We start from the raw sequence: 25,602 nt of genomic DNA on the forward strand, positions 1-25,602 counted from the left end.
GCGGCGGCGTGCGGCTCCCGCCCGTCGCAGGCGCATTGAAAAGCGCCGCTCCCGTTGGGCCGGGCGCCGCGCTGGCGCGCGGCGCGGGTGGAGTTAGACATCCAGCTCGACCCAAACCGGGACGTGGTCCGAGGGTTTCTCGCGCCCGCGTACCTCCTTGTCGATCCGGCAGTCCCGCAGCAAGTCGGCGGCCTGCGGGGTCAGCAGGAAATGGTCGATACGGATGCCGTCGTCGCGGTTCCAGGCGCCGGCCTGATAATCCCAGAAGGAATAATGCCCTGGCTCCGGGTGCCGTGCCCTGAACGCCTCGGTAAACCCGAGGTTGACGATCCGCTGAAACGCCGCGCGGCTTTCCGGCCGGTGCAGCGCGTCTTCCAGCCAGGCCTCGGGCCGTTTGGCGTCTTCGGCCTGCGGGATGATGTTGTAATCGCCCGCCATCAGGGCGGGCATCTCCTCCGCCAGCAATGCTTCGGCGCGCGCCTTCAGCCGTTCCATCCAGGCAAGTTTATAGGCATATTTGCCGCCCGCCACCGGGCTGCCGTCCGCCTCCAGCTCCACCGGGTTGCCATTGGGAAGGTAAAGGCCGCAGATGCGGATCGCCTGCTTGCCGACCACCGTCGCCTCGATCCAGCGCGCTTGTTCATCGCTGTCATCGCCGGGCAGGCCGCGGCGTACATCCTCCAGCGGCAGCTTTGACAGGATCGCCACGCCGTTAAAGCTTTTTTGGCCGTGGGTTTCGACATTATAGCCGCGCTCCTCGAAGATTTCGCGCGGAAACGCCTCATCCACCGATTTGATTTCCTGCAGCACCGCCACGTCAGGCTGGGCCTCATCCAGCCAGTCCGGCAGCGCCTGGGCCCGTGCCTTGATGCCATTGATATTGAATGTGGCGATTTTCATGGCTTGTCTCCGGGGCAGATTGCTTTATTCGAGGCCGATCTATCGCTGAATCAGCGTCGCGGGGCAAGCCCGAAGCGCGATTCGCGAATCACTGACAGCGCGGCGAATCATGGCCGTTTTGCACAAGTGAAAAATACCCCTCAGGTTGAGTTTCTTTATTTTGCAATAATATACGTGTGAATAACGCGGTGAATAAGCTGTGGATGAATTGAAATAATTGAAATTGCGCAAAAAATAGCGAGTTGAAGTTAATGTAATCCGCACTAGAAAATACAATGTGAAATTGCATTTTCTATTTGCGCTGCGCGGCGCCCGTGCCAGCGTTGAGGAGCCTTTTGTCCTTAACGAATGGGGTTCCAAATGACTGCTCAGCACAAAATCCAGACCGTCCACGCAATCCGTAAAACCACAGGCGCCAGCTTGTTCGAGGGCGGCGGGGCAGAGTTGTTCTCCTCTGGTTCAACGCCTGAATGTTCCGCGGATCTGACCGCGGGTGAAGGAGTTTCGCTATATTCTTCCGGGTCCATGCCGCAGGCCGCGCATCGCTGGGCTGGCGGCGAAACCGGATTGTTCTCCAGCGGCTCAGCGCCGGTGGCCTCCATCGAAACCGCAGCCGGCGACCTGGTAGAGATGTATTCTTCCGGCTCCGCTCCGGTTGCACAAAGCGATGCCGCCGCAGGTGATCTGGTGCAACTGTTTTCCTCGGGCTCAGCCCCTGCGGAGCAATCAGAGGTTGCGTCTGGCGAGTTGACAGAGATGTTCTCCTCCGGTTCGGCCCCCGCTGCGCAGGCCGAAACCGGTGCCGGCGATCTGACAGAGTTGTTCTCTTCCGGCTCAGCCCCGGCCGCCACGGCCAAGACGGGCGCGGGCGAGGGGACGCACTTGTTCTCCTCCGGTTCTGCCCCTGCAACCGCGGCGCGGACCAGCGCGGGCGATGCCACCCGGCTGTTCTCCTCGGGCAGTTGATCCGGACGGGGCCGGCCTCCTTCCCGGCCCCTGACCTTGGGCGGCCCTGCAACCGGGGTCGCCGATATCGCGCCGCATCTGTCTGAACGAGGTTTCCATGGCCCAGATCATCCCGTTTTTCTCTCCTGCCGCCCGCCAGTCCCGGGCCTGTGCGCAAGAGGCGCTGATTGCCGGTTTCGCAACGCACCGGCGCAGCCAGGAGGACGTGTTCTGGCTCAAGGAGAACGCCGAGCTGCTGAATATTCTGGAGTGCACCGGGGCGGATGTTGCCGCTGACGCCCTGCAGCCCTTGCAGCAATTTTACGATGGTGCGGCGCGTCATATCAGTTTTTTCCGGCAGTATTACCGTTTTATCCTGTCGATTTGCCTGGACCTTGAGGATCTGGGTCTGCCGGGGCAGACCGGGGCGCAACTGGCAGGCTGGGTGTCAAAGCAGGGGCTGGCTCAGGCCGAACTGTCCGATTTGCAGCGTGCCGAAGCCCGGCGGCTGCTGGCGCGCCGCGGGATAGATCTGATTGATGACGGGCTGGACGACCGGCTGCGCGGCTTCATTTCCAATCCGCAGACCTTTGCCATTCCCAACAAGAAGGCAGCTTATGAGCTGACTCATATCGTTTTCTATCTCTCTGAATACGGCCGCCGCGACCCGGACCTGCCGGAGGCGGCGCTCACCAGCCTGGAATTTGCCGGTCTGGTGGCCTTTTTGGATCAGAATGCAGACCTGCTGGCAGAGATCTGCATTGCGCTGCGATTTGCGGGCCAACAGCCGCCTGCTGCCTGGGAGGCGTGGCTTGACCGGCGGGTTTCTGCCTATATGCTCGCTAAAGGAGAATTTTATGGACATCAGGATGCGTATCACGAGTATTTTGTGGTCAACTGGCTGATGTTGATGTCCGGGCGTTCGGCTTTCCGGCAGGCAGTCCCGCTAGGCGGGCTGCATGTGTCGGCACAGCAGGGAGGGAGCATTTTGAGAAGCCTGTCTGAAGCCGTTTTCGACGCCGGGATGGCGCGGACCAGCTGGAGTGCGGTGAAAACACGCGCTGAGGCGGTTCTGAGCGAGGAGGAGAACGGGCTGCTCACCGCGGCAGAGCGCAGCTGTGCCAGGTTTGCCGGATTTTTCGAAGGGTTTGCCCGGGCGGGCAGCGCGGGGGCCGCGTGATGGTCTGCACGCGCAATCAGGCCTTGGGCGGTGCATTGCTGGTGGTGGCCTATACCGGCCTGATTGCCTCAGCTGACGGGATCACCAAATTGCTGGCGGGGCAGTATGCCGCGGCGCAGCTTTATGCGCTGTCCGGCGCCATGGTGGTGGGGTTCTGCCTGCTGGCGGACCGGCTGCCGGCGCAGCGCGGCGGTTTCCGCACCCGCTGCCCGCGGGCGATGGCGCTCAGGTCAGTGGCGACGCTGATCGCTGCGGTCTGTTTCTTCTATGCCTTCCGGCTGCTGCCCTTTGCCGAGGTTTTTGTGTTTATCGGCCTGATGCCGCTGCTGGCGGGTGCCATGTCCGGAGCAGTATTGAAAGAGCCTGTGCGCCCTGCGGCCTGGATTGCGCTGGCGGCGGGATTTTGCGGCGTGCTGTTCCTGCTGCCGCATGGCAACGAGGACGCCCATGCGTCCTGGGGCCACTTCGTGGCCTTCGGCGCAGTGGTCGCTGGTACATTTTCCATGACGATGGCACGGTTTATCGGCCGGTATGAAAGCAATGCGCTGGCGCAGGTGTTCTATCCCAACCTGACGCTCTGCGGTGCAATGCTGTTGGCGCTGCCGTTTGTATGGGTGCCGATGCCGCTTGCTGATGTGGGGTGGGCTGCGGCCTATGCCTTTTTGCTGTTCGGCGCCCGCTGGCTGCTGGTGGTGGCGTTGCGGCTCATGGCCTCTTATGCGGTGACGCCGCTGATGAACCTGCAATTCATCTGGATGGCGGTTATCGGTTCAGTCTTTTTTGGGGAGTTTCCGCCGGCCTCCACCTATATCGGCGGCGCCATCGTGATTGCGTCCGGTCTGTATTTGGTCTGGGACCAGTTTGCACCTGCGATGCCGCGCCTGCGCAGTGCCGGGCGGCTGCAGACCGATCCGTGAAGCCTGATCCCTGAATTGCGGCGCGCCATAAGGGGCGCCGGAATTATGCGATAATTGCGGCTTGGAAAACACGCGTTTTCCAGATCGTTTCCCGCGTCGGGAAACGAAAAGCCAAGGAGTGTATCACATCGAAAATGAGGTGCCGCAGCCGCAGCTGGAGATGGCATTGGGGTTCTCGATGGTGAACCGCGCGCCGATCAGCTCTTCGGTGAAATCGATCACGGCATTTTCCAGGAACGGCAGCGAGACCTCGTCCACCACAACCCTTTCGCCCTGGCCTTCAAGCACCAGATCGTCCGTTTTGGGCGCATCGAGCGCGATCTCATATTGAAAGCCCGAGCAGCCGCCGCCTTCGACCGCGACGCGCAGAGCCTGGCCCTGATCCGCGGCGCCGATTTCGGCCAGCCGGGCAAAGGCGCGGTCGGTGACTTTCGGGGGCAGGTTCATGCGGTCTCTCCAATGCCGTGTTGCAGCTCAAGGCATTATATATGAAGGTGCAATTCAGGCGGCAAGATTTGCTGGAGAAAAGATTTAAGATGCATGCGCCTTATGCCACGTCACCGGACCGCAGCCGCGGCCGGCAGGTGACCGAGGAGGAAAGCTCCTTTCGCTCTCCCTATCAGCGCGACCGTGACCGCATTATCCACGCCAGTGCTTTCCGGCGGCTGAAGCACAAGACCCAGGTGTTTGTCGAACACGAGGGCGACAATTACCGCACCCGGCTCACCCATTCGATCGAGGTGGGGCAGGTGGGCCGGACGATTGCCGGCGCGCTGGGGCTGAACCAGGAGCTGACCGAGGCGGTGGCGCTGGCGCATGATCTGGGCCACACGCCGTTCGGCCACACCGGAGAGGATGCGCTGCATGCGCTGATGGCGCCCTATGGCGGCTTTGACCATAACGCCCAGGCGATCCGCATCGTGACTTGTCTGGAGCGTCACTACGCCGAATTCGACGGCTTGAACCTCACCTGGGAAACCCTTGAGGCGATTGCAAAACATAATGGCCCAGTGGTGGGGGAGCTGCCCTGGGCACTGGCGGAATGCAATGCTGCGATGGATTTGGAGCTGCACACCCACGCAAGCGCCGAGGCGCAGGTGGCGGCGCTGGCGGATGACATCGCCTACAACAACCACGATCTGCATGATGCGCTGCGGGCGGGTCTGTTCGGCGACGATGATCTGGCCCGGCTGCCGCTGCTGGACAAGGCGTATGGCGCGGTGGACCGGCTGTATCCGGGCCTTGATCCCAACCGCCGGCGGCATGAGGCGCTGCGGCGCTTCTTCGGTGTCATGGTTGGCGATGTGATCGGCACCGCGCGGGCGCTGCTGGCGGACTCAGGGGTAAAAACAGTCGAGGAGGTACGGGCGCTGGATTATCCGGTGGTGCAGTTTTCGCCGGGCCTCTGGGCCGGGCTGAAGGACATTCGCGCCTTCCTGTTCACCCGCATGTACCGCGCCCCGTCGGTGATGGAAAAGCGCGCCAAGGTCGCCAAGGTGGTGGAGGCGCTGTTTCCCTACTTCCTGGACAATCCGCAGGACATGCCGGAGCGCTGGCACGCAGATATTGCCGGTGCGGCGGACCGCACCGCGCTGGCGCGGATCGTGTCGGATTATATCGCCGGCATGACAGACCGCTTCGCCCTGCAGCAGCATGAGCGGCTGATCGGGGTGAAGGTCGAGGTCTGAGGGCTTCGCCTTGTGTTGCTTGCGGTCTGTGTTGTCTGCTGCGGTCCTTTCCTGTGTGCCGTTACTGTGGGCCGTGAAACGGGCAGGGTAGAGATGGCGCCGCCACGACAGGCAGGAGGCCAGGGCCGGAACGCCAGCGCGCCCCGGGTCCGGTCAAAAGCTTCATCAGTCAGACGCCCCTGCACCTTTTGCGGAGGTGGTCTTGGGGGTCCTGGTCTCCTGTGTGCGCGGGGTGCCAGACCCGCGCGATGTGCTGCAGGTGGGTGACTGTCGCATAGTCGGGTTACGGCCGCGCAAGCAGGGCGTGCGGTGAGACGGGCTTTGGCGCAACGCCGTGTGGCGGCTTGTTCTGCTGTAAGTGTTCCTGTAATGTTCTCTTCAAAATACATGATAGGAGAGGATTGCCGGAATGATTGAGGGAAGCTGCTGCTGCGGCGCGGTAAAGTTTGAGCTGCTGGCGCAGCCGACGCTGATGGGCACATGCCATTGCTCCCGTTGTCGCAAGGCCGGCGCTAGCACCATTGTGTTTGTGAAGAAGGAAGACCTGCGCTGGATTGCCGGCAGGGACGAGGTGGTGCTGTACCAGCCCGCGCCGCCCTATAAATACGGCCGCTGTTTCTGCCGGATCTGCGGCAGCTCGCTGGGGGAGATATTGTCGGAGGACGCCAGTTTTCCGATCGCCGCAAATGCACTGGACGGGGCGCTGGAGGTGACGAACAGTTTCCACGAGTTCGTGGGAGAGAAACCGGGCTGGTATGAGATCTGCGGCGGAGCAAAGCAGTCGGAGGGGCATCCGGCATAAGTGCGGCGAGTCTTTTGACCGGGCTGCTTGCGGCCGGGTCTGCGCCGGATCTCTCCAACAGGAAGGCGCGTTTGCACCGGCCTGAGGCAGGGCGCGGACCTGCTGTTGTCTTTTGGAGCCTGGAAATCCTGAGCCAGATTCCTGAATTGGCCGTAAGCCGTGCTATGATCTGGCCCTATGATGCCGCGGGTCATCAGCGCTATCCGCGGGAGGAACAGCAAGGGGAAAGCCATGGCACGCTGGACCGTCACATTCATGGACAAACCCGAAATGGACCGGGTGCGCGGCGACAAGAAGCGGCGCGAGGCGCATATCGCCTTTGTGCGGTCGCGGCCCGAACTGCAGATCGGCGGCGCACTGGCGATGCGGCCGATGCAGGACTTTCCCGGCGCGATCTGGAATGTAGAGGCCGAGACCCGCCAGGATGTCGAGCGGCTGATCCTGCAGGATCCTTATTACGTGGCCAGCTTGCGCACTTACAAGATTACCGAATGGGGCACTGCCTCTGCCATTCAGGGAATGCTGTCATGACTGCACCTCAGGAGCTCCGCCAATCCGCGCCCGCGCTGACCCGCTGGGCGGTGCTGTTCCGCGATGCGCCTGCAATGATGGACATCCGCGCCAACAAGGCCCGGCGGGATGCCCATGTAGCCTATGTCGAGGATCACCCTGAGCTGCGCCTCGGCGGCGGACTGAAACCGGACGCGGACGGCGACTTCTGCGGCGCCTTGTGGATTGTCGAGGCTGAGGACCGGATCGAGGTGGAGCATCTGATCCATGGCGATCCGTTTTACGTGCCTGCCTTCCGCTCTTACGAGATATTCACCTGGGGCAAGATTCTGGAAGACCGCAACGCGGTACTGTGAGGCAGGGCTGTGAAGCGCGCGCCGCGGCAACGGCGCAATTTTCTTGAGAAAGAAAATTGGCCGGAAAATTGGAATTTTCCGGTACGGCCCGACTGAGCCCTCGGGCTGCCCCTGCAATGCTGTTGACCCTGCCTTTGGCCCCCGGTATCCGCATCTGTGAACATATGGGACGCCAGATATGAACCTCTTTACCGATATCCGCTCGCTTGTGATTGACAGCCTGACCGCCATGACCGGCGAAGGCGCGCTGCCCGAGGGGCTTGATTTTGCCAATGTGGCGGTGGAGCCGCCGCGTGATGCTGCCCATGGCGACATGGCGACCAATGCGGCGATGGTGCTGGCCAAGCCCGCCAAGATGAAGCCGCGCGACATTGCCGAGGCGCTGGCGGCCAGGCTGGCGGCGGATGAGCGGGTGAATTCGGCTGAAGTCGCAGGCCCCGGCTTTTTGAACCTGCGCCTTGCGCCCGGCGTCTGGCAGGGGGTTCTGAAATCGGTCCTGGACGCAGGCAAGGATTTTGGCCGCTCCGACATGGGCGCGGGCAAGCGGGTGAATGTGGAATATGTCTCTGCCAACCCGACCGGCCCCTTGCATGTCGGCCATACCCGCGGCGCGGTGTTCGGCGATGCGCTGGCGGCGCTGCTGGCCTATGCCGGCTACGACGTGACCCGCGAGTATTACATCAACGACGGCGGCGGCCAGGTCGACGTGCTGGCGCGGTCTGTCTACCTGCGCTACCTGGAAGCGCACGGGCAGGAAGTGGCCTTTGCCGACGGCACCTATCCTGGCGACTATCTGGTCCCCGTCGGGCAAGCGCTGAAGGAAAAAGTGGGCGATGCCTATGTCGGCAAGGGCGAAGACGTCTGGCTGGCCGATGTGCGCGCGTTCTCCACCGATGCGATGATGGCGCTGATCCGCGAGGATCTGGCCCAGCTTGGCATCGAAATGGATGTCTTCTATTCGGAAAAATCCCTCTATGGCACCGGCAAGATCGAGGCGGCGCTGGAAGCGCTGGAGTCCAAGGGGCTGATCTATCAGGGCGTGCTGGAGCCGCCGAAAGGCAAGAAGCCCGACGATTGGGAGCCGCGCGAGCAGACCCTGTTCAAATCCACCGACCACGGCGACGATGTCGACCGGGCAGTGAAGAAATCCGACGGCTCTTGGACCTATTTTGCCCCCGATATCGCCTATCACTTTGACAAGGTCGAGCGCGGCTTTGATGAGCTGATCGACATCTTCGGCGCTGACCACGGCGGTTACGTCAAACGGATGAAGGCGGCGGTTTCGGCGTTGTCCGACGGCCGGGTGCCGCTGGATATCAAGCTGTGCCAGCTGGTGAAACTGTTCAAGGACGGCCAAGAATTCAAGATGTCCAAGCGGGCAGGGACCTTTGTTACTCTGCGCGATGTGGTGGATGCGGTGGGTGCGGACGTGACCCGCTTCATGCTGCTGACCCGCAAGAACGACCAGGGCTTCGACTTTGACCTCGACAAGGCGCTGGAGCAGTCCAAGGACAACCCGGTGTTCTATGTGCAATATGCCAACGCGCGGATCTGTTCGACCCTGCGCAAGGCCGCGGAGCAGAATATTGCTGCCGATGAGGCCACCCTGAGCGCCGCGGACCTGAGCCTGATTGCCGACCCGGCGCAGCTGGCAGTGGTCAAGAAGCTGGCCGAATGGCCGCGCCAGGTGGAAATCGCCGCCCGCACCAATGAACCGCACCGAGTGGCCTTCTACCTCTATGACCTCGCCTCCGAACTGCACGGGCTGTACCATCTGGGTAAATCGAATGATGGTTTACGATTTGTTAACGAGAGCAGCCAATCGGCAACACATGCGAATTTGGCGCTGGCCCGGGCCGTTTCCGTTGTCATTTCCGCAGGTCTTGGTATTCTTGGCGTGAAACCGGCAGAAGAGATGCGATAACCAAAGGGGCGCTAGCCCTTGCGGACATAAATCGCGCAGTCCGCCGGACTGAGGCAGTTCAAGAGACCCAGAGGCAGCGCAGCACATGCGCTGCCAAACCGGGCAGTGAGGCGGAAAATGGCGTATTTTGCGCAGGCGGGCCAAGGCCGCGCCTATACACAGGGCAGTGGTCACGAACAGGACGCTGCCCCGGACAGCACATACTCACAGCAGTATTCCGGCCAGCAATATGCCGGTCAGCACTATTCCGGGCCAGGGGCCGAACCGAATTACGGATATGAAGACCCTGCCTATGGCTATCAGCCCGAAGGGCAGGGCCATGGCCCCCAGGACTATGCCGTTTTTGCTGCTCCCGCCGGGCTGCGGGCGCGATTCTCGAAATCGCTGAGCATTCTGGGGGCGGTTGCGTCGATTGCGCTGGTCGTCGGGGTGGGTTTTTGGGGCTACAAGCTGGTGATGCGGGATGTCAGCGGCGTACCGGTGGTGCGCGCAGCCGAAGGCCCGATGCGCGAACAGCCTGCGCTGCCGGGCGGCTCGCAGGCGGATCACCAGGGGCTGGCTGTCAATGCGGTTGCCGCCAGCGGCAGCGCCGAAGCCCCTGCCGACCGGCTGACACTGGCGCCCGCCGCTATTGAGCTGACCGAAGATGACAAGCCGCTGCCTGAGCTGGCCGCCGAGGCCGCGCCGGCGGCTGTTGTGCCTGCAGCCCCGGCAGAACCCGGCGTTCCTGCAGCGCCCGGCGTCAGCGAAGAGGCTGTGGCCTCTTTCCAGAACGGCGATATCGACGCGCTGGTTGCCGAACTGGCGCGTGAGGCCGAGCCGCTTTCTGCCGCTGTGCCCGCGTCGGCGCAGGCCCCTGCTATCGTGCAGCCGGAACCGCTGCAGCCGGCGCTGGCCGCCGCCGCGCCGTCCCCCGCAATTCTGAATGCGCCGGGCGTCAAGGTCTCGCTGCGGCCATCGGCCCGGCCCGCACGGTTCAGCCCGGCTCCGGCCGCAGCCGCACCGGCAGCTGGTGCGGCACCCGTTGATGTGGATCCGGCAACCCTTGCCGCAGGCACCCGGCTGGCGCAGCTTGGCGCTTATGAAAGCCCGGAGGTGGCGCGCGCCGAATGGGATCGTATCCACACCCGGTTCTCGGACTATCTTGAAGGCAAGCAGCGGGTGATCCAGCGCGCCGAAAGCGGCGGCCGGACCTTCTACCGCCTGCGGGCGATGGGCTTTGCCGGCTTGTCGGACGCCCGCCGGTTCTGCTCGGCGCTGGTGGCTGGCAATGCCGATTGCATTCCGGTAACCACACGGTAACAGCAACGGCTGCAGACTTAATCCCGCCCGGCTGCGAGGCCGGGCAGTGCCTGTCCCGCCTCCCCCAACGGCCCGGGTGCAGCCCTTTTCGTCCAGATTGGGGGACCGCGAACACCAGGGGGTAAGCATGACCTACGGAGCCACGATCCTTGACGCCGAAGGTCTGCGGCTGACTGCCGATGAAAAGGCGTTCTTCCGCGATGCTGACCCGTTTGGCTTCATCCTGTTTGCCCGCAATCTGGACAATGGAGAACAGATCCAGGCGCTGTGCGATGACTTCCGCGAGGCGGTGGGCCGCAACGCGCCGATCACCATCGATCAGGAGGGCGGCCGGGTGCAGCGGCTGCGCAAACCCCTGGCGCGCAACTGGCATCCGCCGCTGGAGCATGTGCAGCTGGCAGGCGAGGATGCAGTCCGGGCGATGTACCTGCGCTACCGTCTGATTGCCCATGAGCTGTATACGCTGGGCATCGACAGCAACTGCGCGCCGATTGCCGATGTCGCCTGCGCCGAAACCCATGAGTTCCTGAAAAACCGCTGCTATGGCACCAGCGCCGATACTGTCACCAGGATTGCCCGCGCCGTGGCCACAGCCCATCTGGACGGCGGCGTTCTGCCTGTGTTGAAACATATTCCCGGCCATGGCCGTGCCGCCGCCGACAGCCATCTGGACCTGCCGCATGTGGCAAGCCACCCGGACGCGCTGGAACAGATCGATTTCGCGGCCTTTACGGCGCTGAATGATCTGCCGCTTGGGATGACCGCGCATCTGGTCTATGACGCCTATGACGACCGCCCTGCCACAACGTCACCGGTGATGATGAGTCTGATCCGTGAACGCATCGGTTTTGACGGGCTGATCATGACCGACGATATCTCGATGAAGGCTCTGCAGGGTTCGCTGACCGGCAACGCCCGCGCCTCGATTGAGGCGGGCTGCGATGTCGTGCTTTTGTGCAATGCCTCGCTGGAGGAACGGATTGCGGTGGCTGAGGCCGCGGGCCCCATGACAGCGGCGGCGCAGACCCGCGCAGACGCCGTTATAGCAGCCCGCCGCGCGCCTGCTGCCCTTGACATTCTGAGCGCTGAAAGAGAACTTGCCGCCCTCATGGGCGGGCAGGTGTATGGCTGAGCAGACACTTTTTTCAGAAGCAGACACGACAGTGGAGGAACGGCTGGCAGCCGAGGCCTTGATCGTGGATGTGGACGGGTTCGAAGGCCCGCTCGACTTGCTGTTGACCCTGTCGCGCACCCAGAAAGTGGACCTGCGCAAGATCTCGGTGCTGGATCTGGCAAAGCAGTATCTGACCTTTGTGAACAAGGCCAAGGAACTACGCATTGAACTGGCCGCCGACTATCTGGTGATGGCCGCATGGCTGGCGTTCCTGAAATCCCGCCTGCTGCTGCCGCCGGACCCGGAGGAAGAGGGGCCGTCGGGCGAGGAGCTGGCGGCGCATCTGGCGTTCCAGCTTGAACGGCTGCAGGCGATGCGCGACGCCTCCGCCCGGCTGCTGGCCCGGGACCGGCTGGGCCGCGATTTCTTTTCCCGCGGCGAGGAAGAGAGCGTCGCCCGGATCAAGACTGTGACCTATACGGCCAACCTGCTGGATCTGATGCAGGCCTATGCCCGCATCCGCACCAAGGAAGATTTCCGCCCCTTTGTGATGGACCGGGATTCGGTCTTCACGATGGAAGAAGCGCTGGACCGGATGCGCCACCTGCTGGGTTTTACCGGCGATTGGACTGATCTGATCAGCTATCTGCCGGACGGCTGGCACAGCGATCCGGTCAAGCGCCGCTCGGCCACGGCTTCCACCTTTGCCGCTTCGTTGCAGCTGGTGAAGGAAGGCAAGGCCGAACTGCGCCAGAGTGAATCATTTGCGCCGATCCAACTGCGCAGCCTGAACGAGGATACCTGATGGAAGACCAGCTTATGGACAGCCACGGCGCTCCCATCCGCGAAGAGAGCGACACGCTGTTCGATGCGCCGCCGATGGCGGAGCAGGAACGGATGGTGGAGGCGGTGCTGTTTGCCAGCACCGAGCCTGTCACGCTGCGCGACCTGGAAGGGCGGATGCCGCATGGCTGCAACCCGCGCGAAGCTGTGGAGCATCTGCGCAAGCGTTACGAGGGCCGCGGCGTGCGGGTGGTGCGTCTGGGCGATGCCTGGGCGATCCGAACTGCACCTGATCTGGGTTTCCTGATGCAAAAGGAAACAACCGAGCTGCGCAAGCTGAGCCGCGCCGCGATCGAAACCCTTGCCATCGTCGCCTATCATCAGCCGGTGACCCGCACCGAGATCGAGGAGATCCGCGGCGTGTCGGTCTCACGAGGCACCATCGACCAGTTGATGGAGATGGACTGGATCCGCCTGGGCCGCCGCCGGATGACGCCGGGCCGGCCCGTGACCTTTGTGGTGACTCCGGTCTTCCTGGATCACTTCGGTTTGGAAAGTGCCCGCGATCTGCCGGGGTTGAAAGAGTTGCGTGCCGCGGGCCTGCTGGAGAACCGCCCGCCGCCCGGCGCCTTGCCTATGGGGCAGGGGGGCGACGGCGACGAAGAGCCGGAAGAACAGGCAGAACTGTTCGAGGAGTGACGCCTTGGGACACGGTTTACGTAATCGTGTCTGCCAAGGTCATTCTCCGGGGTGTTCTGCGCCCCGGAATTGTCTTAATTTGAGGTTAAGATAGCGGGCAGGGCAGAAAAGGGCTGACGCCATGAATATCAACTGGATCATCAACATGGTGCTGCGCCGGCTGGTGGGGCGCGCCGTCAACGCCGGTGTGAATGCAGGCATCAACGCGGTTGCCAAACGCAGCAAGCGGCAAGGTCCCAATCACCGACAAGGCCTGGATCAGGGCACCCAGCCTCCTCTGCAGCAGACCGGGCGCTCGCGTATTCCCTCGGTCAAGCCGGGGCGCCGTCAGGGCTGAGCCTCTTGCGCTTCAAGCCCAAGGCCTCCAGCGCCGCGAAGGCCGATAGCAGGGCGGAGACGGTTAAGCAGCCCGCCAGTCCCCAGCCAGCATAGGCCGCGGCACCGGAAAAGGGAGCTGCGAAGACGCAAATGTAAGTCACGGTGCTGAACAACCCCATGATGGCGCCGCGCTGCTGCGGGTCCAGCTGTGTCACCCGCGCCACCACCAGGTTCAGCGCCAGATGCTGGCAGATCCCCCACAGTGCTGCGAGGCCCAACAGCAGCAGATAGCTGTCTGCCCAGATCATCATCAGCAGATAGCTGGCAGTGACGCCCAGAAACACCGGCGGTGTTGCCCGCGCCAGCCCCAATCGGTCCAGCAGCGGATCAATCAGCACCGCCAGACCAAAACCGATGCCATAGAATAGCGGCAGCAGGCCGGCCTGAGTGGTACTGTGCCCCAGCACTTGCGTGATATGGGCGCCGGTGAAGAAGTAACTGCTGTAAAATCCCAGCATCAGCAGCGCCGTCGCCAAGAGACCGCGTGTGATCCCAGGCACTCGCAGCGCTGTCAGCGGCGAGGTTGTCTGGCCGCTGGGGCTGCCCGCACCGCGTAAGTGCGCCGCCGCAACCCACAGCAGCAGCGCCACGCCCGCCAGCGCGCCGTAGACGGCGCGCCAGCCCACCAGATCGGTGGCCCAGGCGCTGACGCTGACGCCCAGCACCATCGACACCGTCCAGCCAGCCAGCACATAACCCAGAACTCGCGCCTCACGACCCTTGGGGGCAATCACCATCGCCAGCGTGTAGATCGAGGGCAGGGCAGCTCCTGCTGCCAGCCCGCAGACCGTCTGTGCTGCCATCAACATCCAGACATCCGGCGCTGCAGCACTGGCGGCCAGACCTGCAGCCAGCAGCAAGAGCGCCGCGCGCAGCAGCCGTCCGGCGCCGATGCGGTCTGCCAATGGCGCCAGCAGCAGGGCTGCGGCGGCCACCCCCAGCCCATAGGCGCTGGCGGCGCGCATGACTTCTGCCGTGTTGGCATTCAAGGTGTCACTGACGGCTGTCACCACCGGCGACAGCAGCAAGGAGTTTGCGCCAATCACGCCAATTGCGCTCATCAGGATCAGAATCGGGGTTTGCATGAGTTTACCTTGAAGTATGTTCAGGTATATTTGCTATGTGCTGAATTTGGTTCTGTGAAGGGTGAACAGATATGGCGGCAGAAAAAACAGATGGGGTTCGGAAAAGCACCGAGCCGGGCCGGGTTCTGGATGCTTTGGACCGAAGAATATTAGGCGCGCTGAGCGTCGATGCAACGCTGTCTTATGCCGCCATTGGCCAGGAGGTCGGCCTGTCGGCGCCTGCGGTGCATGAGCGGGTCAAGCGGCTGCGGGCCTCTGGCGCCATCAAGGCCACCATAGCGCGGCTGGATGGCGCTGCAGTGAGTAAGCCGCTGCTGGCCTTTATCCATGTGGACACCGAAGGCTGGGGCGTGACCACCGACCTGCTGGCGCTGCAAGAAATGCCGGAACTGGAGGAAATCCACAGTGCCGCGGGCGACGCAAACCTGATCCTAAAGGTGCGGGTGGCCTCGCCCAAGGCGCTGGAAGGCTTGCTGGCGCGGGTTTATGAGGTCGAATGCGTCCGCGGCACCCGCACCCATATGGTGCTGTCGACGCATCTGGACCGTCCCGTGCAGGCGGGCACGACAGAGAAACTGGCAGAGGGCAGGCCGGTAAAGTGACCGGTTAGAAAATGATGAGGGCAGCGCCCTCCCGTCGGGAGGGCCGGGCGCTGCCCGGCGTTGCCGCCAGACGGAACGTGTTCAGGCTGGCGTCCTGAAGTGCTTGGACAGCTTCAGGCCCTGGCCTTGGTAGTTGGAGGCAATGCCGGCGCCGTAAAGCTGCTCGGGCACCTCCGCCATCTTCTCATAGACCAGACGTCCCACCACCTGGCCGTGCTCCAGCACGAATGGCGCCTCGTGGCAGCGTACCTCCAGCACCCCGCGCGAGCCGGTGCCGCCAGCGGCGTCATGGCCGAAACCGGGATCGAAGAAGCCCGCGTAATGCACCCGGAATTCGCCGACCATGGCCAGATAGGGCGCCATCTCGGCGGCAAAGGCAGGCGGGATATGCACCGCCTCGCGGCTCACCAGAATGTAGAAGGCACCGGGATCCAGAATAATGCGGCCGTCCTTGGTGCGCACTTCCTCCCAGTATTCCTGCGGGTCGTATTCGCCGATCCGGTCCAGGTCGATCACACCGGTATGCGGCTTGGCGCGGTAACCGACCAGATCACTGCCGGGCAGTTTCAGGTCAACTGAGAAGCCCAGGCCATCCTCGATCACCGCGTCGCCATCGACCAGCGGCGAGCCTGCGTGCAGCATCTTCAACTCGGCGTCTGACAGAACGGCCTGGCCGGTGCGGAAACGGATCTGGTTGAGCCGCATGCCGGGGCGCACCAGCACTGAGAACGACCGCGGGCAGATCTCGGCATAAAGCGGGCCAGTGTAGCCGGGTTTGATGCGGTCGAATTCCTCGCCGCCGTCGGTGATGGTGCGGGTCAGAAGATCCAGCCGCCCGGTGGAGCTTTTGGCGTTGGCCACGGCAGACACATCGCCGGGCAGCGCCAGGCTTTCCATCAAGGGCACCACATAGACGCAGCCCTTTTCCAGCACCGCACCGCCGTCCAGGGTGATGCGGTGCATCTCGAATTCACTCAGCCGGTCGGAAACGCTGCGGCCCTGACCGGCCAGGAAAGACGCGCGCACCCTATAGGCCACGTTGCCCAGACGCAGATCGAGGCTTGCAGGCTGCACCTGGCCTTCGACCAGTGGGGTGCTGACGGCGATCTCGCCGCGATCCAGCATCTTTTCAATGGTTTGGCTGGGCAAAACGCCTGTCATTCTCTGTCCCTCCGCGTGCCGGTTTTGCGGCGATGCTGGCCGAATTGGCCCGTCTGCGCAATCGCCAAAGCCCTGCACAGGATACGAAAACGCCCGGGTGCGCGAACACCCGGGCGTTTTTCATATGGTCGGGCTAGCAGGACTCGAACCTGCGACCTTCCGTCCCCCAGACGGACGCGCTACCAGGCTGCGCCATAGCCCGTTGAGGAGCCTTCTAACCGTTTTGGCGGCAGGGGCAAGAGGGGGCAGCAATATTTTTTGTGCCGCCGCAAAGAAAGTCAGCAGGATAAAGCAGTTGCAGCGCAGGCCAGCTGCGGCAGCCGTTTTCCCGGCGCAGGAAAAGGTGCCGGACTTCGCGCCGGAGTCCGGGTCCCGGTTCAGTGCCTGCTAGCAGTAAAGGCCCGCAGTTCTTCCGCGCAGGCGGCAATTTCAACCAACGCATGCGGCGGCAGGCTGCGGATTGCGGCGAGATGCGCCAGAACACCCGGCCGCGGCACCGGAAGCTGGGCTGGCGGTTGGACCGGCGCGCCGGGCGCCGCGGTTTCCGTTGCAACGTCTTGCGTTGCCGGCGGTTCGGTTGCTGCCGGGCTGTCCTGGGCCACTTCGGCCGCAGGGTCAAAGCCGGAAGAAAACTCCAGGGCATCCACTTGCCGGGCAGCCTCGTCCAGATCATGCGGCGGGAAAGACATCGCGGGATCCGCTTCTGAAGCAGGCGCGGCGGCGGCCTCGGGCGGGGCTAAGCTGAAGTCCAGCGGCTCTTCCGGCTGCAGGCCTGCGGCGGCCACCAGCGTGTCCTCGGCCGGCTCCGGATCCGCTGGCGGGGCGTCCGCCGCGAAAGCTGCTGGTTCTTCTGCGGGCGCCGGTGTCTGGCTGGGAACGGAGTCTTCCGCCGGGACCGGCTGTTCTGCCGGTGCGGCCTCGGCCGCCAATTCGAACCCGGCTTCGGGTGCTTGTTCTGCAACCAGCTCTGTGGCTTGTTCCGGTTCCGCCTGTGTGAGGGCCGGTGCGGCCGGCTCTGCTGCGGGAACAGGGGCGGGGGCATTAGGAGGGGCCGGTTCCGCCGCTGCGGCTGGTTTGTCCAGCGGTGCGGTGGACGGATCAGAGGCAGGCTCTGCTATCGGCGCCGGCGCGGTGTCCGGTTCTTCCGGGACTGCGGGCCGTTCCGAAACGGGTTCCGGATTCGCAGCCGAATCGGGTTCCCAGGTGAATTCTTGCGGCTCTTTGACCGTCGCTTCGGGGGGCAGACCCGGCACAGCGGTTGGGATATCCGTGGGGGCGGGCTGCGCCTCTTTGGTCTCTGGCGCTGCGGTGCCCGGATCAAGTGCCGCGGCTTCGCTTGCGGGTGGTGCCGCCTCTTGCACCGCGGGCGGCTGCTCCAGAGGCAGGTCCGGGCCCCCGGTTGCCGGCTGGCCCCCGACCGGGTCGGAGGCTGCTGGGAGGTCTGCGGAGTCCGGACCGGCTTGCGGCGGATCCGCTGCGGCAGGATCTTCTGCAAGGCTGTCCATCACTGGCGCGGCCGGCTCCGCTTCTGCGTCAGTGGCGGAAATCTCATCCGCTGCAGCAGGCGCGGCGTCTTCAATCGCCGGCGTGGCGGCGCGGAGGTCCTGTACGGGAGCTTCCGGTGCCGGGGCAGCGTCGGCGGGCTGATCCACTGAGGGCTCTTCCCTATACGCATCGGCTGAGGCATCCTCAGCAGCGTGCAGATCCAGCGATGCAGCAGAGTCAGGCGCCTCAATATCGGGCAAAGCTGCAGAGGTCTCGGGCGCGGGGGGCTCCTGGGCCAGGTTCGCGCCCAGGTCTGCGGGGGCATCTGCCACGGGGGATTCGCCAGGGCCGGGCTCTGGCTGTTCTGTGCCGTCCTCTGCACCGCTGTCAGCGGCGGGTGGCTCCTGGTCCGTCTGAATTTGCGGCTTGGGGGCGGAAACGGGTCCGGATGCCGGGCCGCTGTCCGGCTGTGCGCCGGTTTCAACTGTGGCTGCATCAGCTGTCGACACGGGCGGGAAGCCGACCACATTGCTGCTCTCAGCAGGATCCTGCGCGGCTGCATCGGGACTCAATTCCAGCGAGCTTTGCCAATCATCGCCAAGCTTGTCGGCTGGCGGCACGGTTTCGGGGCGCTCTTCGGCGGAGCCGTCAAGCGAATGGGAAAAGCCGGACACATGCGCCGCGCCATGCTCGCGCAGCAGCGCCTGCACCTCTTTGATCGGCAGCCCGTCGTCATGCAGCAGTTTCTTGATGCCGCCCAAGAGCAGCATATCCGCAGGCCGGTAATAGCGCCGCCCGCCGGCGCGCTTTACAGGTTTGACCTGGGTGAACTTGCTCTCCCAGAAGCGCAGGACATGGGCCTGCACGCCCAGCCACACCGCAACTTCGCTAATGGTGCGGAACGCGTCCGGTGATTTCGACATGGCCTATTGGTCCCGTTATTTACGGTTGCCGTCTGCCACGCGGTCTTTCATCAGGTGGGAGGGCCGGAAGGTCAGCACGCGGCGCGGCTGAATCGGCACTTCTTCGCCAGTTTTCGGGTTGCGCCCGACCCTGGCTGATTTGTCCCGCACGCTGAATGTGCCGAACGAGGAGATCTTCACCTGTTCACCGCGCACCAGGGCATCCGACATGTATTGCAGCATGCTTTCCACCAGCTGCGCGCTTTCATTGCGCGACAGGCCAACTTCCCGGAAAACTGCTTCACTCAAATCCATTCGTGTAAGTGTTTTTTCGCCCATACCATTCCCCGTTGTTTGCCAAAGCATAGGGCGCGGGGAATTTCCCTGTCAATATCAATGAATTGCGCCGGGTGTTTCGGGCGGAAATTAAGATTGCGGGGTTACCAGCGCACCACAACAGCACCCCAAGCGAGGCCGCCGCCGATGGCTTCGGTCACGATCAGATTGCCTTCTTTGATCTGGCCGCGCTCTTTGCCGACAGACAGGGCAAGCGGAATTGAGGCGGCTGAGGTGTTGCCGTGATCCTGCACAGTTACCACCACGTTGTCCATGCTGAGGCCCATTTTCTTGGCGGTGCCCTGGATGATGCGGATATTGGCCTGATGCGGCACGATCCAGTCCACATCCGAGGCCGCAAGCCCGGCCTTGTCCAGCGCCGTGTTCGCGGTGGAGGCGAGTTTTTCCACCGCGTGGCGGAACACCTGGTTGCCCTGCATGCGCAGATGGCCGGTCGACTGGGTGGAGACCCCGCCGTCCACATACAAGAGATCCTTGTACCGCCCGTCCGAATTGAGGTCGGTCGACAGGATGCCGCGGTCCTTGTTGGTGCCGGCCAGCTCCTGGCCTTCCAGCAGCAAAGCACCTGCGCCATCACCGAACAGCACACAGGTGCCGCGGTCGGTCCAATCCATGATCCGGCTGAATGTCTCGGCGCCGATGACCAGCACCCGTTCTGCCTGGCCCGAGGCAATCAGCGCATTGGCGTTGCTGAGCGCATAGACAAACCCGGCGCAGACGGCCTGGACGTCAAAGGCAAAGCCTTTTGTCATGCCCAGCTTGGACTGCACCATTGTGGCAGCAGAGGGAAAGGTCAGGTCGGCGGTCGAGGTTGCCACGATGATGGCGTCCACATCATCTGCCGTCAGCCCTGCATCCGCCAAAGCGCGTGTTGCTGCCTTGGCGGCCATATCCGATGTGGTTTCCCCTTCGGCGGCGAAATGGCGGCGTTCGATGCCAGACCGGCTGCGGATCCATTCATCCGTGGTATCCAGCGTGGCTTCGAATTCCGCGTTTTTAACCACCCGTTCGGGGAGATAGTGTCCTGTGCCAACAACTACCGCGCGTCGCGTCATTCGATTGCCTGCCTATTTTAATCTTTTTCGGTGGCCGCCCGCGTCTCGCGGGGGGCAGTATCATCTTGGGTATGCGCACCGGCAGATGCAACCCGCGCAGCCAGTTTTTCGGCGAATCCATGCTGTGCCAGCCGGAACGCCAGCTTTACCGCAGCGGACACCCCCATGGCATCAGCGCCGCCGTGGGATTTGACCACAGTGCCGTTAAGCCCCAGGAACACGCCGCCGTTGACCCGCCGCGGGTCCATCCGTTTTGACAGCCGTTTCAACGAGGTCATCGCCAGAACAGCGGCAATTTTTGACAGGAAGGAGAATTCAAACGCCTCCCGCAATGCCGTGCGCATCACCCGCGCTGTGCCTTCGCCGGTCTTGATCGCCACATTGCCGGTAAAGCCGTCGGTGACAATCACATCAGCGGTGTTGCCGGGGATATCGCTGCCTTCGACAAAGCCCACAAACTCATAGCTCGATTGCGCCGCATTGTCCGCAATCAGCGCATGGGCCTCTTTCAGCACGGCACTGCCCTTGTGCTCTTCGGTGCCCACGTTCAGCAAGCCCACCCGCGGGCGGGCAATGTCCATGGAATTGCGCACGTAGGAGGTGCCCATCAGCGCGTATTGCAGCAGGTCCTCGGCGTCCGCTTTGACGTCGGCGCCGACATCCAGCATCACGTTGAAGCCCTGCGGGTTCAGCGACGGCCACAGAATGGCGATGGCGGGCCGGTTGACGCCGGGCAGCCTGCGCAGGCGCAGCATCGACAGCGCCATCAGCGCGCCGGTATTGCCGCAGGATACAGCTCCTGCGGCCTCGCCGTTCTTGACTGCATCCAGCGCCGACCACATCGAGGTGCCCTTGCCGTTGCGCATCACCTGGGAGGGTTTGTCTTCCATGGTGACAACGTCGCGGGTGTCGCGGATCTCAACGCGGCCCTTGAGGGTGCGCTTTTTGGCGACCAGCGGTTTCAGCTGTTCGGCGGGGCCGTGCAGGATGAACCCGATATCCGGGTTCTTTTCTGCCGACATGGCAATGCCGGCCACCACAACAGCGGGGCCGGCGTCTCCGCCCATGGCGTCAACAGAAATGGTGATGCGGCCGGCTTCTGCCTGATTTTGATCGGGTTTACCCGTCATGCGAAAGCCTGCCTGGCATCAGATCCTGTCCGTGGCTTATGCCGCGTCTTCGTCGATCTCGATCTCGTCAGCCGCTGCGACGATTTCCTTGTCGTCGTAATGGCCGCAGGAGGGGCATACGTGGTGCGGGCGCTTCAGCTCGCCGCAGTTGCCGCATTCGTTCGGGTTTGCAGCAACCAGTGCATCGTGCGCGCGGCGGTTGTTGCGGCGCGATTTGGATACTTTATTCTGTTGGACGGCCATGTCTCAACCTTTGTCTGTTTGGGCCTTGGGGCCATCCCCGCGGCGCGATTGCGTTCTGTTCGATCAGTCTGACGTGCGTTTAGGCGCCTGCCCAAGCATTGTCCAACCAAAAATTCCGATGAGCGCGCGAAAATACTGCGAATCTCCGGCGGCGCAAGGTGTTTTTTAGGGCAGCACCGCCGCCGGTTCCAGATGCAATTTCCGCAAGAGCGGAAATTCCGGCTTAGTCTTCGTCTTTCAACAGCCCGCGCAGCGCGCCAAGACCGGCAAACGGGCGGGCGTCCTCGTCACGCATCGGTTCGGCACCCGGCTTGGTGTAGACCGCTTCGCCCAGTTCGGCACCGTCTTTGCGCGGGTAGACGGGGATATGCAGCGCCAGCGCCTCGGCCATCACGGCGCCCGGATCGATATGGCTGCCAAGTGCCTCGGTGCTGTCATCCTCGGGCATTTCCGCCTCGTCTTCTTCCGGGACCTCCATGCGGGAGAGGTAAGTGATGCTGACTTTTTCCTCGATCCGTGTGGTCACCGGCTCCAGTGTCACCACACAGTCCTGCACCACAGTGGCGCCCAAAGATCCGGTCAGCTGCCAGTCGCGTTTGCCAAGCGCCTTGATCTCGCCGGTAAAGCGGGTTTTGCGCAGGGCGTTCACTCCCAGCTCGGCTGCCAGTGCGGCCAGATCTGCTTTATCCGGGACAATTTCAAAGGCGGTCGGGGTGTTTTGCGGCAGATCCGCCACCCGCAGTGCGGTGCTCTCAGACATAATCGGGGACTTTCGTTTCTTGAACCGGAAGCGGTCATTAGGTAATCGGGTTCAAAGACGTATTCAAGCCGCGCATTGCGGCATAAGGCCGGGGGGCAGTCATGGTTGCTAAGGCATTACACTTCAAGTCGGTTCTGCGCGGAGCGGTTTTTGCTGCGGCGGGGCTGGCACTGGCGGCCTGTTCGTCGATTTACCGCAAGCACGGGTATGTGCCGACACCGGACCAGTTGGCCGAAGTGGTTCCGGGGATCGACACACGGGATTCGGTGGCCGAAAGCGTCGGCATCCCGTCTTCAACCGGCGTGCTGAACGACAGCGGCTATTATTACGTGGCGACCCGGTTCCGCCACTACGGCGCCGCAGCCCCGAAACCGGTGGCACGCGATCTGGTCGCGATCAGCTTTGACACCGCCGGGGTAGTGCAGGGGATTGAACGGTTCAGCCTGGAAGACGGCAAGGTGGTGCCGCTGGAACGCCGGGTGACCAGCTCCAGCGTGCAGGACAACACGTTCCTGCGCCAGCTCTTGGGCAGCCTGGGCAACTTCGGCCCCGATCAGTTCCTGCAGGACCAATAAGGCTGGGGGCTGCCGGTCCAGCGGGCTTCACCGGGCTGTCACTGCGCTTATGTTGAGGGCTGAGCCGGAGAGGGGGGAGGCCGCGATGGCAGCGGAGCCGGACGTGCTTTTGCACAAGGGATGTTACCGCGCCCGCCTGGCGGCGGGGCTGGCGGATGTGGCGGCGGCGCAGGCACTGCGCACAGAGTGCTTTCGCACCGGCGGCACCGATTGCGACGCTTATGATGCGGCCTGCGTGCATGTGCTGGTGGAGGAGGCGCAGACCGGTTTTCTGGTCTGCTGTTTCCGGCTGCTGGCGCTGAGGGACGGCGCGGAGCTGGGCCGCAGCTATTCGGCGCAGTTTTATGATCTGCCTGGCTTGCAAGAGTTCCAGGGCCGGATGGCGGAGCTGGGCAGGTTCTGCATCCACCCCGATTGGCACGATCCGGATATCCTGCGCGTTGCCTGGGGGGCGGTAACTGTTTTTGTTGATGCAAACGCTATTCAGATGCTGTTTGGCTGCACGTCTTTTGCCGGCACTGCCACGGCAGAATACCTTGACGCTTTTGCATTGCTTAAACACCGGCATCTGGCGCCGCCTTGCTGGCGCCCGCAGGTGAAGGCGCCGGAGGTGTTCCGCTTTGCTGCGCGGCTGCGGAGGAAGCCGGATGCGAAAAAGGCGCTGCTGCACATGCCGCCGTTGCTGCGCAGCTATCTGCTGATGGGCGGCTGGGTCAGCGATCATGCGGTGGCCGATGCCCGTATGAACACGCTGCATGTGTTCACCGGGCTGGAGATCGGGGCCATTCCTGCTGCCCGCAAGCGGCTGCTCAGGGCGGTTGCCGGGTGAATTTGAGTATTTTTGAAAAGATGAAGAAGCAGCGTTGACGCGATTCTGCCGCCGGGGTAGCTGGCTGGCATGGCACGTATTCCTCTTTTGCAGATGTCCGGCATTTTCCTCACGTTTGGGGGCGATCCGGTTTTTTCCGATCTCGATCTGGTGGTCCAGCCAGGCGACCGCGTTGCCCTGGTGGGCCGCAACGGGTCGGGAAAATCCACCCTGATGAAGGTGATGGCAGGGATTGTTGAAGCGGATAAGGGCGCGATCGTGGTGCCGCCGGGCAAATCCGTCGGCTACATGGAACAGGATCCGCAGATGACGGGCTTTGCGACGCTGGGCGATTTTGCCGCCAGCGCGCTGGACCCCGGCGAGATGTACAAGGTGGAGCGCGCGGGCGAAGGGTTGAAATTCGACCCGGCGCGGCCCGTTGAAACCGCATCGGGCGGCGAACGGCGCCGTGCGGCGCTGGCCAAGCTGATGGCCGAGGCGCCGGACCTGATGCTGCTGGACGAGCCGACCAACCACCTGGATATCGAGGCGATCACCTGGCTGGAGAACGAGCTGAAGGCCACCCGGGCGGCCTTTGTGCTGATCTCGCACGACCGGGCGTTCCTGCGGGCGCTGACAAAGGCGACGCTGTGGGTGGACCGCGGCGAAGTGCGCCGTCAGGAAAAGGGGTTTGAGCATTTTGAGGCTTGGCGCGACAAGTTGTGGGACGAGGAAGACCAGCAGCGCCACAAGCTGAACCGGCTGATCAAATCGGAAAGCCGCTGGGCGGTGGAGGGGATTTCCGCCCGCCGCAAGCGCAACATGGGCCGGGTGCGGGCGCTGCAGGATCTGAAATCCGAACGCAGCAGCCAGATCAAGCGCCAGGGGGCGGCAGAGATGGCGCTGGATGCGGGGCCGAAATCGGGCCGCAAGGTGATCGAGGCCGAGGGCCTTGGCAAGGCGTTTGGCGGCAAAGAGATCGTCAGGGATTTTTCGCTGAAGGTGCAGCGCGGCGACCGGGTGGCTTTTGTCGGTCCCAATGGGGCAGGCAAGACCACGCTGCTGAAGATGCTGCTGGGGTTGGAAGAGCCGGATTTCGGTTCGGTGAAGCAGGGCACCAATCTGGAACTTGCGCTGTTCGATCAGACCCGCGATCAGCTGGATGGCAATGCGACCCTGTGGGAGAATCTGACTGCCGATCCCTTGCTGGGAATTTCCGGCAAGGCGGATCAGGTGATGGTGCGCGGCCAGCCGAAACATGTGGTGGGCTATCTGAAGGAATTCTTGTTCGACGAACGCCAGGCACGCGCTCCTGTACGGTCGCTCTCAGGCGGCGAAAAGGCGCGGCTGCTGCTGGCACGGCTGATGGCGCGGTCCTCGAACCTGCTGGTTCTGGATGAACCGACCAACGACCTGGACGTGGAGACGCTGGACCTGCTGCAGGAGCTCTTGGACAACTACGACGGCACCGTGCTGCTGGTCAGCCACGACCGGGATTTCCTGGACCGGGTGGCGACCACCACAATTGCTATGGAGGGCAATGGCCAGGCCACCGCCTATGCCGGCGGCTGGAGCGATTACCTGGCGCAGCGCGGTCCGCTGGAGGCGGCTGACCGGCCTGAGAAGGTGAAGCCTTCGAAGCCTAAGCCCAAGCAGGAAAGCCAGCCCAAGGACGGCCTCAGCTTCAAGGAAAAACACCGGCTGGAGGCGTTGCCGGGCGAGATTGAGCGGCTGGAAGCGGAGATCGCCAAGCTGCAGGAGCTGATGGCGGATCCGCAGCTGTTCAGCCGCGAGCCGGTCAAATTCAAGAAGGCGACCGAGGCGCTGGTCGAGCGGCAGGAGAAACTGGCCGCGGCCGAGGAAGAATGGCTGCTGCTGGAGGAAAAGGCCGAAGGCTGAGGCGGTTGTTCCGGTTAGGACAGCAAGGCTGACCAAATGTTT

The 25,602-nt window shown here is 63.2% G+C and carries 27 protein-coding genes and 1 tRNA gene; 17 read left to right on the forward strand and 11 right to left on the reverse strand.

Features of this window, described 5'->3' with window-relative positions; all coding sequences use genetic code 11:
• Nucleotides 1–93 precede the first annotated feature (93 nt).
• Complete coding sequence (xth, locus tag AQUI_RS0116995; RefSeq protein ID WP_027258579.1) at nucleotides 94–900, reverse strand: exodeoxyribonuclease III; 807 nt, start codon at nucleotides 898–900, stop codon at nucleotides 94–96.
• Nucleotides 901–1,260: 360 nt separating this feature from the next.
• Here xth and AQUI_RS0117000 point away from each other — a divergent pair, with 360 nt between their 5' ends.
• The 3 genes from AQUI_RS0117000 (at nucleotide 1,261) to AQUI_RS0117010 (ending at nucleotide 3,942) form a co-directional block, all read left to right on the forward strand.
• Nucleotides 1,261–1,866 carry a DUF6749 family protein gene (locus tag AQUI_RS0117000; RefSeq protein WP_027258580.1) on the forward strand — a complete coding sequence of 202 codons (606 nt, stop codon included), beginning with the start codon at nucleotides 1,261–1,263 and terminating at the stop codon, nucleotides 1,864–1,866.
• Between the two features lie 97 nt (nucleotides 1,867–1,963).
• A complete protein-coding gene (locus tag AQUI_RS0117005) occupies nucleotides 1,964–3,025 on the forward strand; it encodes a DUF6902 family protein (protein WP_027258581.1) in 1,062 nt (353 codons plus the stop codon).
• Entirely contained in the window at nucleotides 3,025–3,942 is a 918-nt protein-coding gene (locus tag AQUI_RS0117010; RefSeq protein WP_027258582.1) for a DMT family transporter, read from the forward strand. Before AQUI_RS0117005 ends, AQUI_RS0117010 begins: the two co-directional genes overlap by 1 nt.
• A gap of 123 nt (nucleotides 3,943–4,065) precedes the next feature.
• Here the strand turns inward: AQUI_RS0117010 and AQUI_RS0117015 are convergent, their stop codons facing one another.
• Nucleotides 4,066–4,389, reverse strand: coding sequence for a HesB/IscA family protein (locus AQUI_RS0117015; protein WP_027258583.1), 324 nt, complete (start codon nucleotides 4,387–4,389; stop codon nucleotides 4,066–4,068).
• A gap of 89 nt (nucleotides 4,390–4,478) precedes the next feature.
• Between AQUI_RS0117015 and AQUI_RS0117020 the strand changes: the two genes are divergently transcribed.
• The 10 genes from AQUI_RS0117020 to AQUI_RS0117065 all read left to right on the forward strand — a co-directional run bounded on the left by AQUI_RS0117020 (nucleotide 4,479) and on the right by AQUI_RS0117065 (nucleotide 13,457).
• The gene (locus AQUI_RS0117020; protein WP_027258584.1) at nucleotides 4,479–5,630 is read left to right on the forward strand and encodes a deoxyguanosinetriphosphate triphosphohydrolase; all 1,152 of its coding nucleotides are present in this window, start codon (nucleotides 4,479–4,481) and stop codon (nucleotides 5,628–5,630) included.
• A gap of 409 nt (nucleotides 5,631–6,039) precedes the next feature.
• Complete coding sequence (locus AQUI_RS0117025; RefSeq protein WP_027258585.1) at nucleotides 6,040–6,432, forward strand: GFA family protein; 393 nt, start codon at nucleotides 6,040–6,042, stop codon at nucleotides 6,430–6,432.
• 231 nt (nucleotides 6,433–6,663) lie between these two features.
• Nucleotides 6,664–6,963: a YciI family protein gene (locus AQUI_RS0117030; protein WP_027258586.1), complete on the forward strand. Its 300-nt coding sequence runs from the start codon at nucleotides 6,664–6,666 to the stop codon at nucleotides 6,961–6,963.
• Complete coding sequence (locus tag AQUI_RS0117035) at nucleotides 6,960–7,298, forward strand: YciI family protein (RefSeq protein ID WP_027258587.1); 339 nt, start codon at nucleotides 6,960–6,962, stop codon at nucleotides 7,296–7,298. Before AQUI_RS0117030 ends, AQUI_RS0117035 begins: the two co-directional genes overlap by 4 nt.
• 178 nt (nucleotides 7,299–7,476) lie before the next feature.
• Nucleotides 7,477–9,222: an arginine--tRNA ligase gene (gene argS, locus AQUI_RS0117040; protein WP_027258588.1), complete on the forward strand. Its 1,746-nt coding sequence runs from the start codon at nucleotides 7,477–7,479 to the stop codon at nucleotides 9,220–9,222.
• A gap of 117 nt (nucleotides 9,223–9,339) precedes the next feature.
• Nucleotides 9,340–10,524, forward strand: coding sequence for an SPOR domain-containing protein (locus AQUI_RS0117045; RefSeq protein ID WP_027258589.1), 1,185 nt, complete (start codon nucleotides 9,340–9,342; stop codon nucleotides 10,522–10,524).
• 127 nt (nucleotides 10,525–10,651) lie between these two features.
• A complete protein-coding gene (gene nagZ / locus AQUI_RS0117050; protein WP_027258590.1) occupies nucleotides 10,652–11,656 on the forward strand; it encodes a beta-N-acetylhexosaminidase in 1,005 nt (334 codons plus the stop codon).
• Nucleotides 11,649–12,443, forward strand: coding sequence for a segregation and condensation protein A (locus AQUI_RS0117055; RefSeq protein ID WP_027258591.1), 795 nt, complete (start codon nucleotides 11,649–11,651; stop codon nucleotides 12,441–12,443). Before nagZ ends, AQUI_RS0117055 begins: the two co-directional genes overlap by 8 nt.
• Entirely contained in the window at nucleotides 12,443–13,120 is a 678-nt protein-coding gene (gene scpB, locus AQUI_RS0117060; protein WP_027258592.1) for an SMC-Scp complex subunit ScpB, read from the forward strand. The genes AQUI_RS0117055 and scpB overlap by 1 nt, the downstream gene beginning before the upstream one ends.
• A gap of 121 nt (nucleotides 13,121–13,241) precedes the next feature.
• Nucleotides 13,242–13,457 carry a hypothetical protein gene (locus AQUI_RS0117065; RefSeq protein ID WP_027258593.1) on the forward strand — a complete coding sequence of 72 codons (216 nt, stop codon included), beginning with the start codon at nucleotides 13,242–13,244 and terminating at the stop codon, nucleotides 13,455–13,457.
• Here the strand turns inward: AQUI_RS0117065 and AQUI_RS0117070 are convergent.
• Nucleotides 13,432–14,583 carry an MFS transporter gene (locus AQUI_RS0117070; RefSeq protein WP_027258594.1) on the reverse strand — a complete coding sequence of 384 codons (1,152 nt, stop codon included), beginning with the start codon at nucleotides 14,581–14,583 and terminating at the stop codon, nucleotides 13,432–13,434. The genes AQUI_RS0117065 and AQUI_RS0117070 overlap by 26 nt on opposite strands.
• Nucleotides 14,584–14,654: 71 nt before the next feature.
• Between AQUI_RS0117070 and AQUI_RS0117075 the strand changes: the two genes are divergently transcribed.
• Nucleotides 14,655–15,185, forward strand: a complete 531-nt coding sequence (locus AQUI_RS0117075; protein WP_027258595.1) for an Lrp/AsnC family transcriptional regulator — start codon at nucleotides 14,655–14,657, stop codon at nucleotides 15,183–15,185.
• An 81-nt stretch (nucleotides 15,186–15,266) separates the two neighbouring features.
• Here AQUI_RS0117075 and AQUI_RS0117080 read toward each other — a convergent pair whose 3' ends face one another.
• From AQUI_RS0117080 to AQUI_RS0117115, 8 genes are all read right to left on the reverse strand, one after another.
• Nucleotides 15,267–16,346 carry a 2'-deoxycytidine 5'-triphosphate deaminase gene (locus tag AQUI_RS0117080; protein WP_027258596.1) on the reverse strand — a complete coding sequence of 360 codons (1,080 nt, stop codon included), beginning with the start codon at nucleotides 16,344–16,346 and terminating at the stop codon, nucleotides 15,267–15,269.
• A 125-nt stretch (nucleotides 16,347–16,471) separates the two neighbouring features.
• Nucleotides 16,472–16,548 (reverse strand) — tRNA-Pro (locus AQUI_RS0117085).
• A gap of 175 nt (nucleotides 16,549–16,723) precedes the next feature.
• A complete protein-coding gene (locus AQUI_RS32000; protein WP_245596936.1) occupies nucleotides 16,724–18,754 on the reverse strand; it encodes a MerR family transcriptional regulator in 2,031 nt (676 codons plus the stop codon).
• A 15-nt stretch (nucleotides 18,755–18,769) separates the two neighbouring features.
• The gene (gene ihfA, locus AQUI_RS0117095) at nucleotides 18,770–19,072 is read right to left on the reverse strand and encodes an integration host factor subunit alpha (RefSeq protein ID WP_024090431.1); all 303 of its coding nucleotides are present in this window, start codon (nucleotides 19,070–19,072) and stop codon (nucleotides 18,770–18,772) included.
• 101 nt (nucleotides 19,073–19,173) lie between these two features.
• A complete protein-coding gene (locus tag AQUI_RS0117100; RefSeq protein WP_027258597.1) occupies nucleotides 19,174–20,145 on the reverse strand; it encodes a beta-ketoacyl-ACP synthase III in 972 nt (323 codons plus the stop codon).
• Between the two features lie 17 nt (nucleotides 20,146–20,162).
• Nucleotides 20,163–21,275, reverse strand: a complete 1,113-nt coding sequence (gene plsX / locus AQUI_RS0117105) for a phosphate acyltransferase PlsX (RefSeq protein ID WP_027258598.1) — start codon at nucleotides 21,273–21,275, stop codon at nucleotides 20,163–20,165.
• Nucleotides 21,276–21,311: 36 nt separating this feature from the next.
• Nucleotides 21,312–21,518: a 50S ribosomal protein L32 gene (rpmF, locus tag AQUI_RS0117110; RefSeq protein ID WP_008558107.1), complete on the reverse strand. Its 207-nt coding sequence runs from the start codon at nucleotides 21,516–21,518 to the stop codon at nucleotides 21,312–21,314.
• 223 nt (nucleotides 21,519–21,741) lie between these two features.
• Nucleotides 21,742–22,278, reverse strand: coding sequence for a YceD family protein (locus AQUI_RS0117115; protein ID WP_027258599.1), 537 nt, complete (start codon nucleotides 22,276–22,278; stop codon nucleotides 21,742–21,744).
• Between the two features lie 101 nt (nucleotides 22,279–22,379).
• Between AQUI_RS0117115 and AQUI_RS0117120 the strand changes: the two genes are divergently transcribed.
• From AQUI_RS0117120 to AQUI_RS0117130, 3 genes are all read left to right on the forward strand, one after another.
• Nucleotides 22,380–22,853, forward strand: a complete 474-nt coding sequence (locus tag AQUI_RS0117120; protein WP_027258600.1) for an outer membrane protein assembly factor BamE — start codon at nucleotides 22,380–22,382, stop codon at nucleotides 22,851–22,853.
• Nucleotides 22,854–22,938: 85 nt separating this feature from the next.
• Nucleotides 22,939–23,682: a GNAT family N-acetyltransferase gene (locus AQUI_RS0117125; RefSeq protein ID WP_027258601.1), complete on the forward strand. Its 744-nt coding sequence runs from the start codon at nucleotides 22,939–22,941 to the stop codon at nucleotides 23,680–23,682.
• 69 nt (nucleotides 23,683–23,751) lie between these two features.
• Nucleotides 23,752–25,560, forward strand: a complete 1,809-nt coding sequence (locus AQUI_RS0117130; RefSeq protein ID WP_035920054.1) for an ABC-F family ATP-binding cassette domain-containing protein — start codon at nucleotides 23,752–23,754, stop codon at nucleotides 25,558–25,560.
• Nucleotides 25,561–25,602 lie beyond the last annotated feature (42 nt).

This window comes from Leisingera aquimarina DSM 24565, from assembly GCF_000473165.1.
In the GTDB taxonomy this organism is placed as follows: domain Bacteria; phylum Pseudomonadota; class Alphaproteobacteria; order Rhodobacterales; family Rhodobacteraceae; genus Leisingera; species Leisingera aquimarina.